This is a genomic window from Cytobacillus sp. GQ23 (assembly GCF_059758675.1).
Genome location: NZ_JCAXER010000016.1, coordinates 1 through 17,221, shown reverse-complemented (window position 1 = coordinate 17,221; position 17,221 = coordinate 1). Strand labels below are relative to the sequence as shown.

Below are 17,221 nucleotides of genomic sequence, written 5' to 3'. Positions count from 1 at the left end.
AAAGGATGATGGGGTATGTCCAAGGCGCAGATTAAAGTAATGGATAATGGATCACTGCGTGTTACAGGTGATGTTGAGTTAATTGATATGGATGGCAATAAATTCGAAACAAAAAAAACCTTCTCTCTTTGCCGCTGCGGAAGATCCTTGAAAATCCCGTTTTGCGATGGCACTCATAAAGGAACTTTCCAATCATGTGTCCGTGCGGAGATAGCTCCGGATGACAAGCAATAAGGGTGGAAAACGGGGACAGTCATCCCCGTTTTTTTATCTTTTATTTTTATTTTTAATTCTTGCGGGTGTTGCACTTTCACCCTGTATAATCCCTTGAAGCCGTTCCCGGTCCCTGTCCGTACTGTCTTCCCCGGCCCCGGGTGCGATATTGGCCATTGGCAGCTGTTCCAATTCTTTTCCTCTAGGCATCTTCATACACCTCCCTGCTGTTAAGGTGCTTCTCCTGCCTTAAAACTACCCCTCTTAAATTCATCCAGGCAAGCAAACTTATTCTTCCGTAAAACGGGCATCCGCTATAGCGCTGATAGAAATACGGTGAATTTCCCCAAACCGATCAATAATATGAAGCTTTTGGCCAAGTTCATCCCAATAATGGATGCCCCCTATGACCAGTTCATAATTTCTGCCCCTGTAATGTGTAATGGTTACACTTTTTTGAAATTCCATGGCCTCCGAAAGAATTTCATTCATGTGTTCAAGCTTCTGCTCATCTAATTCCCGCTTTTGCTCGTACATATCTTCCTTTGCCCAGTCTCTTAAGAGCTTTACATGTTCCGGCAGCATCATGGAAGTCCATTTTATTCTGCCCCTATCGCGAATCATAAGCTGACCCCCTTTTACATTTTATGGCCGCCGACCAATGTCGCACGGTGCCTGGCGGTTCCTGCACCTGTATAAGAGACGGCTCTCAGCAGAGCTCCTCCTCCAAACTTGGAGCGGATCCGGTCGACAGTATAGCCGAGCTCTCTTTTTTTCCAGCCATCCAAGTCGAACAGACTCAGCTGCATTTCGCAGTCATCCGTAATATTGCCGAGGGAAATGGAAATCTGCCGCACTGTTTTCCCCTCATAATTCTCGTCAAAAAGTTCGAGGCAGACCCGATAAAGATCCATCGTAATATTGGTTGGCTGGTCAACTGTCCTTGAGCGGTAAAAGCCCCCTCCGAATTCATCCTGGCTGTAGCCAAGGCCAAAGCTGATAGTTCTGCCGGCTTTCCGGTGGCTGCGGGCCCTTCTTGCCACTTCTTCACACATCTCAAGGACCACATGCTTAATTTCCTTTTTCTCTTTGTAATCCCTCAGTAAAATCTGGCTTTTCCCAAAGCTGATCTGTCCTGCCATGATCGGCGCGCCTATTTCCGACAAATCAATACCCCATGCATGGTGATAGAGCTGATTGCCCATAATCCCAAACTTCTTCTCCAGCTTAGCCAGGTCATAGCGGGCAAGCTGGCCGACTGTAAAAATTCCCATTCCATTCAATGTCTTTTCAACGCGGCGGCCGATGCCCCACATTTCCCGTAAAGGGGAGACATTCCACAGCTTTGTTTTTACATCTCCATACGTCCATTGTGCAACTCCCTTTTTTTTTGCCTCAAGGTCCAGGCAGAGCTTTGACATTAGCAAATTAGGACCTATTCCTATGGCGCAGGGGAGCTGAAATTCCCGTTCAATATCATCTTTTATTTTCCAGGCAATCGTCTGGGCATCACCCCAGAGGTGCACTGCGCCGTCTACTTTTATAAAGCTTTCATCGACACTATACGTATGGATGGCTTCCTTGGGGACATAACGATTAAACACCCTGGTGATTTCAGTGGAGATTCTTAAATAAGTCGCCATTTTCGGCTCCTCAACTCTAATGCGCGGATCATTTGGGACCTCAAAAAGACGGGACCCTGTCTTTATTCCAAACTCTTTTTTCATTCGCGGAGAGGCCGCCAGAACAACGCTTCCCTTCCGTTCCACATTCCCTGCAATTACAAGATAGCAGTCAAGAGGATCCAGACCGAGCATGACAGCAGAACAGCTTGCATAAAAGCTCTTCATATCAACACACAAAATTTGATTGTTCGGCATTGAGCTGTAATCAACCATGACTTCGACATCCTCCTTCAAAAAGCGTAAGGCGCTGCTTATCAGCTTCTATGCTGCATAGCCCCCTGAACCCGATAATAAAATTTATATATAACAGGAACATCTGTTCTATATATGTATACCCATTATATTAAGCGAATATGCGTTCGGTTTCAATGGAAATTTTACGCGGTTTTTCTTAAAAGTGGTTCTTTCTTCCCAGAACAGACGCCTCGCCGGCCAAAAACAAAAAAGCTGCAGCATTTGGCTGCAGCTTTTTATTTTTGATTAAATGCGCGTTTTCCAATTTTTTCGAACAGTCCCGGAAAAAGGGCAAAGATGATGCTTCCCGCATTCATCCACCGCGGAAGGTTAATTTCCCTGACAGGACGGAGCATAGCATTGACTACCCTGAGGGCCACATATTCGGGTTTAAGCATATATTTGCTGACATTTTTCACGTATGTTCCCTTTTCATCTGCAATAGTAAAAAAATTGGTTTCAATCGGGCCGGGATTAACGGCAGTCACAAACACATTGCTGTCAGCAAGCTCCATCCGAAGGCTGTTTGTATAGCCAAGAACAGCATGTTTAGTTGCGGAATAGACACTCGATTTCGGTGTGGCCATTTTGCCTGCCTGTGAAGCGATATTAATAATATGCCCGCTCCTCTGTTTCCTCATCAATGGCAGAATCATGCCCGTGCAGGCCATTAAGCCAACAACGTTTACATCAAACATCCCCTTTATTTCTTCAACTTTGACTTCATGCGCCTCCCGGAAAACACCGAAGCCTGCGTTATTCACAAGAACGTCTATATGATCAAAACGGGCAATAATCTCGGAAAAAACTGCCGAAACTTCGTCACTGTCCGAAACGTCAAGCTTATGCACATGTACATCGACTGAAAAACGCTTACGCAAATCAGCCTGCAGCTCCTGCAATTTGCCAATGCTGCGGGCAAGAAGGACAAGGTTTGCTCCTCTTTCGGCACAAAGGACGGCCATTTGCGCACCGATCCCGCCTGATGCCCCTGTGATAATCACATTTTTATTTTTTAATCTGTCTGACAATCAAACCACCTCTTTTGATGCGGAATACAAGAAGGCTTCCTCCTCTTTATTTATATAAATCTCCCCTATTGAATGCAAATAGTCAAGCTGTGCGATTGTTTCGGAAATGGTCAGGGAAAGCTCCTTCTCATAAACTTTCGGAAAAAGGCGGCGGCATACCTCAAAAACAGTGAGCGATTCGAACTCGAGCCATGTCTTTACTTTCATTGCCCGCTCATGCTGGCGGCCCAGCCTTTCGTTTATTAACCCGTTCACATCTTCAATATCCTCTCCATGCCCGGAGTAAAAAAGGGATATCGGCAGCTGCCGCAGCTTTTTCAAAGACTCGTTATACTGAAGCTGCGGCTTCGGCCTTTCCGCATGGCCTGGAAGCGGCGGCTCCAGGATAGGATTAGGTGAAATGTGTGCAAGCAAATGGTCTCCTCCAAGGAATACACCATCTTTCTCCCTGAACAAACCTATATGACTCTGTGCATGCCCAGGGGTCTCGATTACCGTCCAATCATTAAGCCCTTCAGGCTGGCAGCCTTCCTTCAGCTCGGCTGTCAGGGTACGATTGCAGGAATAGCGCAAAGTCTTTTTCATTTTGTTTATAAAGGAAGCATACCTTTCAGGTATACCAAATTCGTTAAATAGTTTTATGTAAAATTCATCATGAAATTTTAGAAACTCGTCAGTACGGGACAGCCACCTCTGGTTAACCGGGTGCCCGAACACCTCAAGATTGTCCGAAAAAAAGTCAAGCAGCCCGGCATGATCGGGATGATGATGTGTGAGAACAACCTGTTCAAAGTCCCCGGGTGTTAAATTCAGCTCTTTAAGCTGGGATTTTAAAGCTTCCCATGCTTCATCTGTTTTAGGGCCGGCATCGACAAGAGTCAGCTTTTCCCCTTTTACTGCATATACATTAACGTCGCCGACAGGAAATGGTGTCGGGATAACAAGCTTTGCAATTCCATCCTTCCATTTTGCCATTTTATAATCCCCCTAAAATCACTATATTTAAATAAAATAAAGCTGTTTTTCTATTTAATTCCGCAGACATCCAACAATTGCTTCCTTTAATTATGCTGTTCTGTTATCCCTTAAAATATCAGCGTTTGCCTGACACACATATTAACGGAATACAAAAACATAATGTAGAAATTTACATATATAAAAATAAGTGTACCGTTCTTTTTAATAATTGTCATTATTTTCACATAACTCTTTTTGCGATATTAATAATTTTTCAAAAAATAGCACTTGACAAATAAGCATGTCTTCTTGCATAATCACAATTAAAATTTGATTTTCATAACTCAAAGCTGTACTTCTGTACGGCAGAAACATAGCGATGAATAAGATTAGTAGATGGAAAACGGCGAAAGAGAGTGAAGCTCAAACGGCTGAAAGGCTTCACCGTCCACTTGACCATTGAACCTCCCTTATGAGCTGTTAGGAAAACCTAAACGCCCCCCCGGCGTTATCGGGATTGAGATGCCTTTTCAAAACACAGCAGGCATGCTGCACGAAGAAGGAAAGGCAATGAAGGTGGTACCGCGGAAGCAAAGTCTTTTCGTCCTTTACTGGATGGAAAGGCTTTTTTATTTTGACAGCTGCAAATGGAGCAACAATAAGGAGGAATATCAGCATATGAAAAAATTAGCTGTTGTGGGAGCAGGATCAATGGCAGAAGCGTTAATCTCAGGAATCGTAAAAAGCCGGCTCATTGCCGGAAGCGATATTTGGGTGACGAACCGATGCAGCGAAGAAAAGCTGCAAGCCTTGCAAAAAGCCTATGGCGTTCAGGCCACTTACAATCTCAGTGAGCTGTTAAGCGGGGCCGACGCTGTTATTTTAGCGATGAAGCCAAAAGATGCTCAGGGGGCCATCAATCTTATAAAGCCTTATTTACATGATGACATGCTGGTCATTTCCGTTCTCGCCGGCGTTTCGATCGAAAGCATTGAACGATTGGCAGAAAAAAAGCTGCCTGTCGTGAGAGCCATGCCGAATACATCAGCAGCAGTCGGAAAATCAGCAAGCGCCTTATCGGCTAATGAAAGAGTAACCAAAGAACAGATGAAAGAAGTAAGAGAAATTTTTGATACAGTGGGAAAATCAGCATTTGTTGAGGAGAGACAGCTCGATGCTGTAACAGGCCTGTCAGGCAGCGGACCGGCTTATATTTACTATCTTGCGGAAGCGATGGAAAAAAGCGCAGAAGAAATCGGGCTCGAAAAGGGTATGGCGAAGGAATTCATTATCCAGACACTCATCGGGGCTGCGGAAATGCTGGCCAGATCAGCCAAGGACCCTCAGCAGCTTAGAAAGGAAGTAACAAGCCCAGGCGGCACCACTGAAGCAGGCGTAAAAGTGCTTGAAGCGAATGGTGTGCAGGAAGCTTTCATTGAATGCATCAAGGAAGCGACAGCCCAATCCAGGCGGCTTGGCCAAAGCTTCAGCAGTACCGTCAAAATGTAACTGACTGCACCTGCCCTAAAAAACGTGCCACTAATTCAAACTATGAAAAAAGGATGCGAAATCTGCAAATGCTCATTATTCTATTAAGCGCAAGCCTTCTGGTATGGATTGCAGTACTCATTGATGCTGTCCTTGGACTAAAAAGCATGGATCGCCTTGAAGATAGCGATGCAATGACTGAAGGCCCTCTTCTTTCCGTTATTACAGCGGCAAGAAATGAAGAAGCCAAGCTCGCGGAGAGTATAAAATCCCAGCTGCGGCAGAACTACAAACGCATGGAATGGATTTTAGTCAATGACCGTTCAGCCGACAGCACAGGTGACATCATGGACCATATCCAGCAGAGTGACTCAAGGGTTAAGTCTATTCATATCGATACTCTCCCGAGCGGATGGCTGGGAAAAAACCACGCCCTTTATAAAGGTTATATGGAATCATCAGGGGAGTTAATTTTGTTTACAGATGCCGATGTGGTATTTAAACAGGATGCCTTCAGCATGGCAGTTCATTATTTCAGCAAGAATGAACTTGACCATTTAACCGCGGCACCAAGCTTGACGGGCAGGAGTTTCTGGCTCAGCACGTTTATTGCTTTTTTCCTTTTCGGCTTCTCCTATTATAAACGCCCCTGGCTGGCGAACAATCAGCGTTCTAAGATCGGAATTGGCATTGGGGCGTTTAACTTGGTGTCCAGAAGGTCCTATGAAGCAATCGGGACACATAAGGCAATAAAAATGCGTCCTGATGATGATTTAATGCTAGGAATGAAAATGAAACAAAATGGCCTCAGGCAGAGATTGGCAACGGCGATGGAACTGATTGAAGTTGAATGGTATGAAAGCTTGCCAGAAGCCTTCAAAGGCTTGGAGAAGAATACTTTTGCTGGACTTCATTATCGCATTAGCATGGTGCTATTTGCAATTGCCGGCACATTCAGTTCCCAGGTGCTTCCCTTTCTCACCATTTTTTCAACTGACATAATTATTTTCAGTTTAAGCCTTGCAAACATCATTTTTTTAGCAGGTGTTTATACCATCATCACAAAAAGAATGACCAAATTTACTCCGCTTCTGTTTACGGTATTTCCAATTACTGCTCTCCTGTTTATTTATTCCATCATCCGTGCCAGCATTCTAACCTTTGTACGGGGAGGCATAGTCTGGAGAGGTACATTATATAAGTTAAGCGAATTGAGGAATAAACGCTGACAGCGCACACCTTCGTAAGTGCATGTTCTTTTCCATTTATGAAACTGCCTGATATACTTAATATTTAGGATAGCGAAATAAGGGGGGGCAGAAATTATGGAAACAAAACTTTTTTCACCTTTAACAATTAAAGGCGTCACCTTTAAAAACAGAATTGTTATGGCACCGATGTGCATGTACTCCAGTCATAATGAAGACGGAATGGTTGAAAACTGGCACCGGACTCATTATACGAGCCGTGCAGTCGGGCAGGTGGGATTAATCATCCTGGAGGCAACTGCCGTAACGCCACAGGGCCGTATATCTCCTCAGGATCTGGGAATATGGAGTGATGACCACATCGCAGGCCTGAAGGAATTAACCGGGCTAATGAAAGAACATGGATCTTCACCTGGAATACAGCTTGCACATGCCGGCAGAAAGGCAACTGTCGAGGGAGAAATTATCGCCCCATCAGCTATTGCATTTAATGAAAAGATGAAAACACCAAAGGAAATGACCAAAGAAGAAGTTGCAGAAACTGTGCAGGCTTTCAAAAAAGGGGCGGAAAGAGCCAAAAAAGCCGGCTTTGAAGTAATAGAAATTCATGCTGCACACGGATATCTGATCAATGAGTTTCTATCGCCGCTAAGCAATAAACGAAATGATGAGTATGGGGGATCAGCAGAAAACCGATACCGCATCCTCCGTGAGGTCATTGAAGCAGTGAAAACTATTTGGGATGGACCTTTATTTGTCAGAGTTTCAGCACATGATTATCATGATGAAGGGTTAACTGCAGAGGATTATGCAGAGATGGGAACATGGATGAAGGAGCAGGGAGTAGATCTTATTGACGTAAGCTCCGGAGCGGTAGTGCCGGCAAGAATACATACTTACCCGGGCTACCAGGTCAAATTCTCTGAAACCATAAAAAAAGGGGCGGATATCCATACTGGTGCAGTCGGGCTGATTACATCCGGCCTGCAGGCTGAAGAAATCCTCCAAAACGAGCGGGCTGATTTAATCTTTATTGCCCGAGAATTGCTGAGAGATCCCTATTGGCCTCGGACAGCAGCAAAAGAACTTGGCACATCAATTGAACCTCCTAAGCAATATGAACGGGGATGGCTGTAAAATAAAAAAGAGGGATGGCACCTGCCATCCCTCTTTTATTATATAATCTGCAGCGAATCAAGGAATACAATGATAATAACCAGAGGAACCACATAGCGCAGAAGGAAATACCACGCGGAAAAGATTCCATTCAGCGGCTTCGAACCTTGAATCAACTCACTTCTCAGCAGGTCCTTCTTCATTTTGTATGACACAAATATGGAGATCAGCAAAGCTCCGACCGGCATCAGGATGTTGCTGACAAGGAAATCAGCAGCATCAAAAATTATTTTGCCGAAAATGGAAATATCGGATAAGATGCTGAAGGATAATGCAGATGGGACCCCCACGATAAAGATTGCCAGACCTGTCAGCCAGGCTGCACGGGTTCTGCCGCTGCCCTTCTTATTCGTCAGAGCAGCCACTACAATTTCAAGCATTGAAAAAGCGGATGTTAAGGTTGCAAATAAAAACAGTGCAAGGAAAAAGAGCAGGAACACCCTCCCAAACATAATCTGATCAAAAACAGATGGCAGGACAATGAATAATAAGCCAGGACCTGCAGCAGGCTCAAAGCCCAATGAAAACACAGCAGGGAAGATAGCCAGTCCAGCCAGAACTGAAATAAATAAGTTCATTCCGACAACAGAAAAAGCAGGCTGCATCAGGTTTTCCTTTTTAGATAGATAAGAGCTATACGTTACCATAACCGATACCCCGACACTTAGGGAGAAAAACGATTGGCCCATCGCATAAAGAACAGTTTCAGAAGTTAAATTTGTAAAATCAGGCTTTAAAAAGAAAGAGACGCCCTCCATCGCATTATCCAATGTCAGGGATCGTGCAATCAAAATAATAAATAAAAGAAACAAAGCAGGCATCATTATCTTGCTGACCTGTTCGATCCCCTGCTGAATGCCTTTGGCTACCACTAAGACAGTTATGAATAAAAAGATCCCTTGTGCAGCCACAACTGATACAGAGTCTGAAACGGCTGCGCCAAACAGCTCCTCATAATTGCCTGCACCATTCATCGAGCCGGTAACCCCGTAAACAATGTACTTCAGAATCCATCCGCCTATTACACTATAGAAGGATAAAAGCAGAAAACACGTGAATACGCCAAGGTAGCCAATCCAGTGCCATTTAGTTCCAGGAGCAATATCCTTGTAAGCAGAGATTGCCTCCTTCCCCGTGCTGCGGCCAATTACAAACTCGGCCAGCAAAAGCGGAAAACCAATTAAAAGGGAAAATAACAAAAATAATAATATAAATGCGCCGCCTCCGCTTGTTCCTGTCACATAGGGAAGCTTCCAGATTGCTCCAAGTCCGATTGCCGAACCGGCCGATGCTAAAATAAATCCTATCTTAGATGACCATTGCTCACTTTGCTGCATGCCTGTACCTCCATAATTTTTTATCGCAGTCTAACGAACGGGCAGCAGGACCCCCCACTTCAAAACTCAAATGAATCAATAGAGGGTAAACTAGGGTCAAACTGCCCGTAAAGGCCCGAAAGAAGAACAAAAACTAAGAACGCCACATCCTGTAGCAACGTCTTTGTGACCCGCTTCCTGTGGGACTCAACTAACAATCAGTGCAGGAAAAAAAACCCTCACTGGTTGAAGTTTCACTTTATAGAAACCGGCCGGATTTCTATTTAAAAAACAAAAAAGCCACATTCTTCAAAAGGGACGTGAATTCAGATTCACGCGGTACCACCCTTTTTGAAAGCATGTGACTTTCCACTCGAAAATATAACGGATTTACCGTCTTTTCTGCTAAATGCAGAAAAGATAAGCTCCAAGATGAAATTCATTTTATCTTTGTGCCAGTTTTCACCATCCACCGGCTCTCTATAAACAGGGAGATAAAACTTAATAGAGTCTCTTCATAGCTTTTTTACTATAATGTTTTAAGTATAAGTGTGATTATAGTATGCATGCAGAGAACCGTCAATGCCAAATCTGAAAAATTCAATTTTTCCTAGCCTTACTTTTCATTCCAAATCCGCTTCCAGACTGCATCATCACCATTTATTTTAATCTCAAAAACATCCGGGTTACTCATCTTCATGAGATGCTCAAAGCCTGCCCTTTCATCGAAATAGCGCAGCAGCAGCGTTGATAAATTGCCATGGCTGACCAGTACGATGTGATTCTCATTGGAGGCGATTAATTCATCCAGCAGGGAGGAAGCCCGTTTCATTCCTGCTGAATGTGATTCTCCCCCTTCAAAAACGAGCTCAAAATCGGAAAAGCTTTGTTTAAGCTTTTCCTGCCAATCGTCAAAAAGAATAGAGCTCAGCACCCTTTCTCCCAAACGGCTTTCCTCAATAATATCCAAATTTCTCGACTGTGCAAGCGGCCTGATTGTTTCAATCGCCCGCACAAATGGGCTTGAGTAGATGCGATTGATTTCCTTGCCTATAAAAAAATCAATTAATTTTAATGCCTGTATCCTCCCCGTTTCTGTCAATCTTGCAGAGAAGGGCTGGCCCTCGGCTTTTGCATGACGCACGATATAAAAGGTTTTCAATTAATCCGCCTCTCCTTTATCAAGAGGGATATGAATTTCTTTAAAGTCCTCAGCAATGACCGTATTGGGAAAAATGGTCTGTGATTCTTTCAAAAGCTGCTCCCAATCCTTCCGTTCATATCGTGAACTGATATGATTCAGACAAAGTGTCTTTGCATTCGCCTTGAGTGCAACTTGAGCAGCCTGCAGGGTTGTCGAATGAAAATAATCATATGCAAGCTGCTCTTCCCCCGCTGAGAAGGTTGCCTCATGAATTAACAGGTCAGCGCCGGCTGCTAATTCTATTGCCGCATCACAGATTCTGGTATCTCCCAGCACCGTGACAATTCTTCCCTTTTGAGCCGGCCCCAGGAAATTTTTCGCTTCGAGAATCCTTCCATCCCCAAGCTCTATGTCTTCCCCATTCTTTATTTTCTTATATATCGGACCCGGTTTGATTCCCGCTTCTGCAAGTTTGTCCGCAAGCAATGTACCCGGACGGTCCTTTTCTGTAATCCGGTAGCCGTATGAGGATATTCCGTGCTCGAGCATGTGTGCTTCCACCATAAAATCTTTTTCATCTAGTACAATGCCCTCAGTGATTTCAGCTATTTTTAAAGGATACTTAAGGTATGTGCCGCTTACAGAAAGCGAGACTTCAATAAATTTTTTCAGGCCCTTTGGCCCATATAAGGTCACCTCTGTATCACCACCCTGGAAAGAGCGGCTGGAAAGAAGGCCGGGCAGCCCATATATATGGTCACCATGAAGATGTGTAATAAAGATTTTTTCAATTCTTCTCGGTTTTATGCTTGTATGTAAAATTTGATGCTGGGTAGCTTCCCCACAGTCAAAAAGCCATATACTTCCTCTTTCATCAAGGAGCTTTAAAGCCATTGAAGATACATTCCTCAGCTTAGCCGGAATTCCTGCTCCTGTTCCCAGAAAAAAAATGTCCATATGTAAAGTGCCTCCTTTCGGCAATTTATCACTTTGCCTGTCTGGTCTTGTACGAATATAAACAAATATACCATAGCAGCCTTCGAATTCATTCAATTTTTTTGCTGTTTTCGCTTGGTAGCTGCTTTTGTATCTAATGCCCTGCAGACACACAGCGTCGAATAGGCTCCACCGCGAGCCAGCCCCGCGGAAAGTTTGAGCTTCCCTTCGCTGCAATCAACGGACAACATTGATAGACGAAAACAACAATTTATACGAAAAGAGCCTTTTTATTATATTTGAAAGGATAGTTCCAGGCCGTTAGATAGAAACTATGGTAAAAAGGACAAACTTAATATTTGCGAAAATACCTGTAAACAGATACAATTTTATACTTGTACAGACGTTTTTTTGCAGTGCAATATAACAGCTTCATTCTCAAAGCTGAGGACGGACAAAAGTCTGTCCCGCCTTACATACAGAAATTTTTTCGAAAAGAGGTTCTAGAATCGTGAAAACAAACGAAAAACCGGCCGGATTAATAATGATATTTGGAGCAACAGGGGATTTGGCCAAGAGAAAATTATTTCCCTCACTCTACCGCTTATACAAAAAGGGAAGGCTGTCTGACCGCTTCGCCGTAGTAGGAATTGCCAGAAGGCCGCTATCAAACGATGAATTCCAGGCAAGTGTCAAGGCCTCTGTTGAGTCTGCTATTAAAGATAACGGAGAACTTGAAGAATTTATTTCTCACTTTTACTATCATTCGCATGATGTGACGGATTCAAGCTCCTATTTGGCATTAAAGAGCATGGCCGAAGATTTGGATACTCATTATTCCCTTGAAGGCAACCGCATTTTTTACCTTGCCATGGCACCTGAGTTTTTTGGAACTATTGCAGAGCACTTAAAAGCAGATGGCCTGACAGATGTAGATGGGTTTAAGCGTCTTGTCATTGAAAAGCCATTTGGGCATGATCTTGAATCAGCGAAGCAGCTTAACAAGCAAATTCGAAAAGCCTTTTCAGAAAATGAAATTTACCGTATTGACCACTATCTGGGGAAAGATATGGTGCAGAACATTGAAGTTATCCGTTTTGCCAATGCTATTTTCGAACCTTTATGGAACAATCGCTACATTTCAAATATCCAGGTTACATCAAGCGAAGTACTGGGTGTGGAAGAACGCGGCCGATATTATGAAAAAAGCGGCGCCCTTCGAGACATGGTTCAAAACCATATGCTTCAAATGGTTGCCTTGTTGGCAATGGAACCGCCAATCCGCCTGACAACAGATGAAATCAGATCTGAGAAAGTAAAGGTATTGAGAGCGATGCGGCCGATTGAAGGTGACCAGGTGAAAGATTACTTTGTCCGCGGCCAGTACGGAAAAGGCCTTTTAAATGGACAGGAGGTACAGGCTTATAATCAGGAGCCCATGGTGGATGAGCAGTCTAACACCGAAACGTATGTAGCAGGCAAGCTGATGATTGACAACTTCCGCTGGGCAGGTGTGCCTATCTACATTCGTACAGGTAAAAGAATGGCTGCTAAATCAACGAAAATAGTTATTCAGTTTAAGGACATTCCGATGAACTTATATTATCAGACTGAGCAAACACTGAATCCGAACCTTCTCGTTATCCATATTCAGCCTGAAGAAGGCATTACCCTTTATTTGAATGCCCAAAAATCAGGCCAAAACATTGAAGCCACACCGGTAAAATTAAATTTTGCCAACAAAGGCATCGATGACATGAATACACCTGAAGCTTATGAAAGGCTTTTATATGATTGCATGCGCGGAGACGCAACAAACTTTACACACTGGGATGAAGTGGCCCTTTCCTGGAGCTTTGTCGACAAAATTTCCGACGTATGGGAAAACACAAGAGAAGAAGGCTTCCCTAACTACGAATCCGGTTCTATGGGTCCAAAAGAAGCAGATCAACTACTGGAAAAAGATGGTTTCTTCTGGTGGCCTGTAACTGACCTTGATGTTGAACAGTGTTAATCATTACGAAAAACCCCTGTTTTGCTGCAGGGGTTTTTATTTTACGAAAAGACGCTTTATGTCTTCGGGGTCTCACCTGTCCCCTTGCTCCTGCAGGCATTGAAATAGGCTTTGCTTGATTAGAAAACCACACGAAAAATTGCACATGCATTTTAGAGGATCCTGCACACCCGCTGCAATCAACTATAAATAGCTGCAAGCTTTGCAAAGATAGCCAATAAAAAACAGCGCCGCACGGACGCTGTTTTTATTTTATTATTCCATCCAGTTTGTATGAAAAATGCCTTCTTTGTCTGTACGCTGATAGGTATGTGCACCAAAGTAGTCACGCTGTGCCTGAAGAAGATTTGCAGGCAATGTTTCAGTTCGGTAGCTATCATAATAAGACAATGCAGCTGCAAAACATGGAACAGGAATACCGTTCTTAACAGCCACGCTGATAATTTCACGGGCAGCATCCTGATAGCTTTCCACGATTTCCTTGAAGTATGGATCCAGAAGAAGATTCTTCAAGCCCGGCTCACGGTCATATGCTTCTTTGATTTTCTGCAGGAATTGGGCACGGATAATACAGCCGCCGCGGAAGATCATTGCAATATCCCCGTATTTCAGATCCCATCCATATTCTTCAGAAGCTGCTCTCATTTGAGCAAAGCCTTGTGCGTATGAGCAGATTTTACTCATGTAAAGGGCTTTTCGGACACTCTCGATAAATGCTTCTTTATCGCCTGTAAAGTCTGGCGCAGCTGGCCCTCGAAGAACTTTGCTTGCATTCACCCGTTCTTCTTTCATGGCAGAAATGAATCGGGCAAAAACGGATTCAGTAATGATTGGAAGCGGTACCCCCAGGTCAAGCGCACTTTGGCTTGTCCATTTGCCGGTTCCCTTTTGGCCTGCGGTGTCGAGGATGACATCTACCAGAGGCTTTCCGGTTTCCTCATCTTTTTTCGTGAAGATATCAGCCGTAATTTCAATCAGATAGCTGTCAAGCTCGCCTTTATTCCATTCAGCGAATACTTCATGAAGCTCTTCAGCAGTCAAGCCAAGAACGTTTTTCAAAAGAAAATAAGATTCGGATATCAGCTGCATATCGCCGTATTCGATGCCGTTATGCACCATTTTCACATAATGCCCTGCCCCATCCGGACCGATGTATGTGGTGCATGCATCGCCATTAACCTTTGCTGCAATGTCTTGGAAAATTGGGGCAACAAGCTCGTAGGCTTCTTTTTGGCCGCCTGGCATAATGGAAGGTCCCTTCAGAGCGCCTTCTTCTCCGCCGGAAACACCTGTACCGATGAAATGGATGCCCAGCTCACTTAATTCCTTATTGCGGCGCTGTGTATCCACAAAGAAGGTATTGCCTCCATCAATCAAAATATCCCCTTTATCCAGCAAAGGCTTTAACTGATCAATTGTCGCATCTGTCGGACCCCCTGCTTTTACCATAAGCATGATTTTACGGGGTTTTTCCAGAGAATCCACAAACTCTTCAATTGTGTATGTACCTTTAAAGTTTCTTCCTTCCACTTCCTTGAGCATCTCATCCGTTTTTTCGCGTGACCTGTTAAAAACAGATACAGAGTACCCTCTGCTCTCAATATTCATGGCAAGATTTTTCCCCATGACCGCTAAGCCGATTACACCAAATTGTGATTTCGTCATCTTCTATTACATCCCTTCCACCCTTTATGCGTAAAAACAAAATCCAATAAAATAATCCACTTTACTTTAGCAAGATTCCTATCCTGATTCAACTTTCCTGTCTTAGTTTTGCATATAGCTGCCTTAAAAACTCATGAATTATCATCTTGTTCATTTTTATCGCTTGTTCCTGACTTTCCATGCAAAAAGTCTTTATTAAAGCTGGTGTCAGTCCCAATTTGGGGTCTAGTTAAGTTCATGTCCGAGAGTGCACCTGCATGATCAATAATTTTAGTGCCGTATTTCTTGCGCAATAGATCCATTGTCTGAAAAAGCGGCTCCTTCCTCGCATCTTTTTCAAAATTGAACAGATCCAGCTGTTTAACTGCCTGTTCAGGTTCTACAAGATCAGTTCCTGTAATGCCAAGCAGCCTCACAGCATTCCCATTCCAATGTTTTATAAAAAGCTCTTTGGCTAGATGGTAAATTTCTTCATGATGCTGAATCGGATTCTTCAGTTTGCGGCTTCTTGTAATGGTTTTTCGGTCCTTATATCTGATAGTAATCCCAAGAGAAACCGCCATTACCTTTTTTCTTTTCAACCTGGAAGAAACCTGTGCAGCCAGCTTTTCGAATACCCGGAAGAGCTCTCTTTGATTTGAAACATCCCTTGGCAGGGTAGTCGAATTTCCCACACTTTTAAATTCAGATGCCGATTCCGGATCAACTTTTCTATGATCTTGGCCATTGGCCTTTTGTTTCAATCTCGGGCCATTAATGCCCAGTGCCGCTTTGAGAATAATTTCATCCGCCTTTGCCAATTCGCCGATTGTGGTGATGTTTAGGTTTCTCAGTTTTTCTCCGGTTTTTCGGCCGACTCCGTGCATCTCTTCCACTTCCATTGGCCATAGGATATTCGGTACATCTCTTTTTCTGAGAACTGTAATCCCCATTGGCTTTTTCATGTCAGAAGCCATCTTGGCTAAAAATTTATTAGGGGCAACACCTATGCTGCAGGGTAAATCAAGCTGCTGAAAAACCTGCTTTTGTATCGTTTCTGCAATTTCTATCGGGCTCCCAAACTCATAGCTGTCTGTGATGTCCACATACCCTTCATCAATGGATACAGGTTCCACGAGGGAGGAATATTCGCGCAATATATCAAACATTCCCATCGAAGCAGCACGATATCTCTCAAAATTAGGCTTCATGATAATCAGATGGGGACAGAGCTTTTTAGCCTCCCATAGAGGCATGGTGGTTTTCACTCCGAATGTCCTTGCCTCATAGCTGCATGTTACAATAATGCCGCGTCTCTCCTCCGGATTACCTGCGATTGCTAAAGGCTTGCCTTTTAATGAGGGATCATAAGCCATCTCAACCGAAGCATAAAAACTATTCATATCAACATGAAGGATTACTCTCCCGTTTTTTGGATACATTTGTTTCATGCCGGCACTTCCCTGTTAAAATAGTTCAGTTCTATTTTAGCAAATATTTTTCTTTTCTATTAATCAGAGACTTTTTGAAAAAGCGAAAACAGGGAATCTCTCTCTGATTCCCTGTTCTATAATTCGTCCGCTATGCAGTATGCTGTGTTTTCATATACTCTTTTATTTCTCTTATTCCGTCGAGTGATTCCACCAGTTTTAAAGGGTCGATTAAGGTAATCAGCCTATTATCGATATTAGCCACACCTGTAAAATAATTGGTTTTTTGATAGGCAATCAAACCTGGCTGTTTAAGGCATCCTTCTGGAATATCAAGTATTTCCTTTGCTTCATTTACAAGGACGGCAAATGATAATTCGTCTGTCTGCAGCACGATCATTCTTGCGGAGTCACTATCAGCAAGTTTCCGGCTGTAGAGAATTTCTTCAAAATCTACAACAGGAATAAGCTCTCCCCTTACTTTTGCAATTCCTCTCACAAAGCTTGGCAAATGAGGAATCGGTGTAATGCCTTCCATTTTTTCAATGGATATTACAAAAGGAACCGGTGTAGCATATTCCTCATTTCCTGCCCTGAAAACGACAGCCTTATTATTTTCAATCATCCCATTTCCTCCTCGGAAACTCTTCTGTATAGAACTAATATACCATAGCCATTATTTTCTAACTAGTAAGGAAATAATGGAATGCTGCAGCAAAAAAAAGAGAACCGCATTGGTTCTCTT

Annotated in this window: 17 protein-coding genes and 1 other annotated feature; of the genes, 5 read left to right on the top strand and 12 right to left on the bottom strand. The window is 43.5% G+C overall.

All coding sequences use genetic code 11. The features are described 5' to 3' along the window. The first annotated feature begins 15 nt into the window (after window positions 1-15). Window positions 16-234, top strand: coding sequence for a CDGSH iron-sulfur domain-containing protein (locus AC6CHU_RS14380; protein ID WP_159868467.1), 219 nt, complete (start codon window positions 16-18; stop codon window positions 232-234). 33 nt (window positions 235-267) lie between these two features. Here AC6CHU_RS14380 and AC6CHU_RS14375 read toward each other — a convergent pair whose 3' ends face one another. The 6 genes from AC6CHU_RS14375 to AC6CHU_RS14350 all read right to left on the bottom strand — a co-directional run bounded on the left by AC6CHU_RS14375 (window position 268) and on the right by AC6CHU_RS14350 (window position 4,580). Further along, a complete protein-coding gene (locus AC6CHU_RS14375) occupies window positions 268-429 on the bottom strand; it encodes a hypothetical protein (RefSeq protein ID WP_159868464.1) in 162 nt (53 codons plus the stop codon). A gap of 72 nt (window positions 430-501) precedes the next feature. After that, on the bottom strand, window positions 502-837 hold the full coding sequence (locus AC6CHU_RS14370) for a YolD-like family protein (protein WP_159868461.1): 336 nt from the start codon (window positions 835-837) through the stop codon (window positions 502-504). A gap of 14 nt (window positions 838-851) precedes the next feature. Next, complete coding sequence (locus AC6CHU_RS14365) at window positions 852-2,111, bottom strand: Y-family DNA polymerase (RefSeq protein WP_159868458.1); 1,260 nt, start codon at window positions 2,109-2,111, stop codon at window positions 852-854. A 257-nt stretch (window positions 2,112-2,368) separates the two neighbouring features. Continuing rightward, complete coding sequence (locus AC6CHU_RS14360; protein WP_159868455.1) at window positions 2,369-3,163, bottom strand: SDR family NAD(P)-dependent oxidoreductase; 795 nt, start codon at window positions 3,161-3,163, stop codon at window positions 2,369-2,371. Continuing rightward, window positions 3,164-4,138 (bottom strand): MBL fold metallo-hydrolase, encoded by a 975-nt coding sequence (locus AC6CHU_RS14355; protein WP_159868452.1) that lies wholly within the window; start codon window positions 4,136-4,138, stop codon window positions 3,164-3,166. A gap of 319 nt (window positions 4,139-4,457) precedes the next feature. Next, entirely contained in the window at window positions 4,458-4,580 is a 123-nt protein-coding gene (locus AC6CHU_RS14350; protein ID WP_268891679.1) for a hypothetical protein, read from the bottom strand. A 218-nt stretch (window positions 4,581-4,798) separates the two neighbouring features. Between AC6CHU_RS14350 and proC the strand changes: the two genes are divergently transcribed. The 3 genes from proC to namA all read left to right on the top strand — a co-directional run bounded on the left by proC (window position 4,799) and on the right by namA (window position 7,953). Then, a complete protein-coding gene (proC, locus tag AC6CHU_RS14345; RefSeq protein WP_159868449.1) occupies window positions 4,799-5,629 on the top strand; it encodes a pyrroline-5-carboxylate reductase in 831 nt (276 codons plus the stop codon). Then, window positions 5,560-6,837 (top strand): glycosyltransferase family 2 protein, encoded by a 1,278-nt coding sequence (locus AC6CHU_RS14340; RefSeq protein WP_236566295.1) that lies wholly within the window; start codon window positions 5,560-5,562, stop codon window positions 6,835-6,837. The genes proC and AC6CHU_RS14340 overlap by 70 nt, the downstream gene beginning before the upstream one ends. Before the next feature lie 96 nt (window positions 6,838-6,933). Beyond that, window positions 6,934-7,953 (top strand): NADPH dehydrogenase NamA, encoded by a 1,020-nt coding sequence (gene namA / locus AC6CHU_RS14335; RefSeq protein ID WP_159868446.1) that lies wholly within the window; start codon window positions 6,934-6,936, stop codon window positions 7,951-7,953. A 38-nt stretch (window positions 7,954-7,991) separates the two neighbouring features. Here the strand turns inward: namA and AC6CHU_RS14330 are convergent, their stop codons facing one another. From AC6CHU_RS14330 to rnz, 3 genes are all read right to left on the bottom strand, one after another. Next, window positions 7,992-9,329: a sodium-dependent transporter gene (locus AC6CHU_RS14330; RefSeq protein WP_159868443.1), complete on the bottom strand. Its 1,338-nt coding sequence runs from the start codon at window positions 9,327-9,329 to the stop codon at window positions 7,992-7,994. A gap of 290 nt (window positions 9,330-9,619) precedes the next feature. Next, window positions 9,620-9,836: a binding site (T-box leader), on the bottom strand. Between the two features lie 88 nt (window positions 9,837-9,924). Further along, a complete protein-coding gene (locus AC6CHU_RS14325; protein ID WP_498122127.1) occupies window positions 9,925-10,452 on the bottom strand; it encodes a histidine phosphatase family protein in 528 nt (175 codons plus the stop codon). Window positions 10,453-10,470: 18 nt separating this feature from the next. Further along, window positions 10,471-11,409 (bottom strand): ribonuclease Z, encoded by a 939-nt coding sequence (rnz, locus tag AC6CHU_RS14320; RefSeq protein WP_498122125.1) that lies wholly within the window; start codon window positions 11,407-11,409, stop codon window positions 10,471-10,473. 523 nt (window positions 11,410-11,932) lie between these two features. Between rnz and zwf the strand changes: the two genes are divergently transcribed. Beyond that, window positions 11,933-13,402, top strand: a complete 1,470-nt coding sequence (zwf, locus tag AC6CHU_RS14315) for a glucose-6-phosphate dehydrogenase (RefSeq protein WP_498122175.1) — start codon at window positions 11,933-11,935, stop codon at window positions 13,400-13,402. A 255-nt stretch (window positions 13,403-13,657) separates the two neighbouring features. Here the strand turns inward: zwf and gnd are convergent, their stop codons facing one another. From gnd to AC6CHU_RS14300, 3 genes are all read right to left on the bottom strand, one after another. Further along, window positions 13,658-15,067 carry an NADP-dependent phosphogluconate dehydrogenase gene (gene gnd / locus AC6CHU_RS14310; RefSeq protein WP_159868434.1) on the bottom strand — a complete coding sequence of 470 codons (1,410 nt, stop codon included), beginning with the start codon at window positions 15,065-15,067 and terminating at the stop codon, window positions 13,658-13,660. Between the two features lie 131 nt (window positions 15,068-15,198). Further along, window positions 15,199-16,497, bottom strand: coding sequence for a DNA polymerase IV (locus AC6CHU_RS14305; protein ID WP_498122123.1), 1,299 nt, complete (start codon window positions 16,495-16,497; stop codon window positions 15,199-15,201). 130 nt (window positions 16,498-16,627) lie between these two features. Beyond that, a complete protein-coding gene (locus AC6CHU_RS14300) occupies window positions 16,628-17,101 on the bottom strand; it encodes a chemotaxis protein CheW (protein ID WP_159868428.1) in 474 nt (157 codons plus the stop codon). Window positions 17,102-17,221: the final 120 nt, after the last annotated feature.

Excerpts from the sequence above, each read along its gene's own strand:
- AC6CHU_RS14380 (WP_159868467.1), top strand. The coding sequence starts at position 16 with ATGTCCAAGGCGCAGATTAAAGTAATGGATAATGGATCACTGCGTGTT.
- AC6CHU_RS14375 (WP_159868464.1), bottom strand. The coding sequence starts at position 429 with ATGAAGATGCCTAGAGGAAAAGAATTGGAACAGCTGCCAATGGCCAAT.
- AC6CHU_RS14370 (WP_159868461.1), bottom strand. The coding sequence starts at position 837 with ATGATTCGCGATAGGGGCAGAATAAAATGGACTTCCATGATGCTGCCG.
- AC6CHU_RS14365 (WP_159868458.1), bottom strand. The coding sequence starts at position 2,111 with ATGGTTGATTACAGCTCAATGCCGAACAATCAAATTTTGTGTGTTGAT.
- AC6CHU_RS14355 (WP_159868452.1), bottom strand. The coding sequence starts at position 4,138 with ATGGCAAAATGGAAGGATGGAATTGCAAAGCTTGTTATCCCGACACCA.
- AC6CHU_RS14350 (WP_268891679.1), bottom strand. The coding sequence starts at position 4,580 with ATGGTCAAGTGGACGGTGAAGCCTTTCAGCCGTTTGAGCTTCACTCTC.
- proC (WP_159868449.1), top strand. The coding sequence starts at position 4,799 with ATGAAAAAATTAGCTGTTGTGGGAGCAGGATCAATGGCAGAAGCGTTA.
- AC6CHU_RS14340 (WP_236566295.1), top strand. The coding sequence starts at position 5,560 with ATGCATCAAGGAAGCGACAGCCCAATCCAGGCGGCTTGGCCAAAGCTT.
- namA (WP_159868446.1), top strand. The coding sequence starts at position 6,934 with ATGGAAACAAAACTTTTTTCACCTTTAACAATTAAAGGCGTCACCTTT.
- AC6CHU_RS14330 (WP_159868443.1), bottom strand. The coding sequence starts at position 9,329 with ATGCAGCAAAGTGAGCAATGGTCATCTAAGATAGGATTTATTTTAGCA.
- rnz (WP_498122125.1), bottom strand. The coding sequence starts at position 11,409 with ATGGACATTTTTTTTCTGGGAACAGGAGCAGGAATTCCGGCTAAGCTG.
- zwf (WP_498122175.1), top strand. The coding sequence starts at position 11,933 with ATGATATTTGGAGCAACAGGGGATTTGGCCAAGAGAAAATTATTTCCC.
- gnd (WP_159868434.1), bottom strand. The coding sequence starts at position 15,067 with ATGACGAAATCACAATTTGGTGTAATCGGCTTAGCGGTCATGGGGAAA.
- AC6CHU_RS14305 (WP_498122123.1), bottom strand. The coding sequence starts at position 16,497 with ATGAAACAAATGTATCCAAAAAACGGGAGAGTAATCCTTCATGTTGAT.
- AC6CHU_RS14300 (WP_159868428.1), bottom strand. The coding sequence starts at position 17,101 with ATGATTGAAAATAATAAGGCTGTCGTTTTCAGGGCAGGAAATGAGGAA.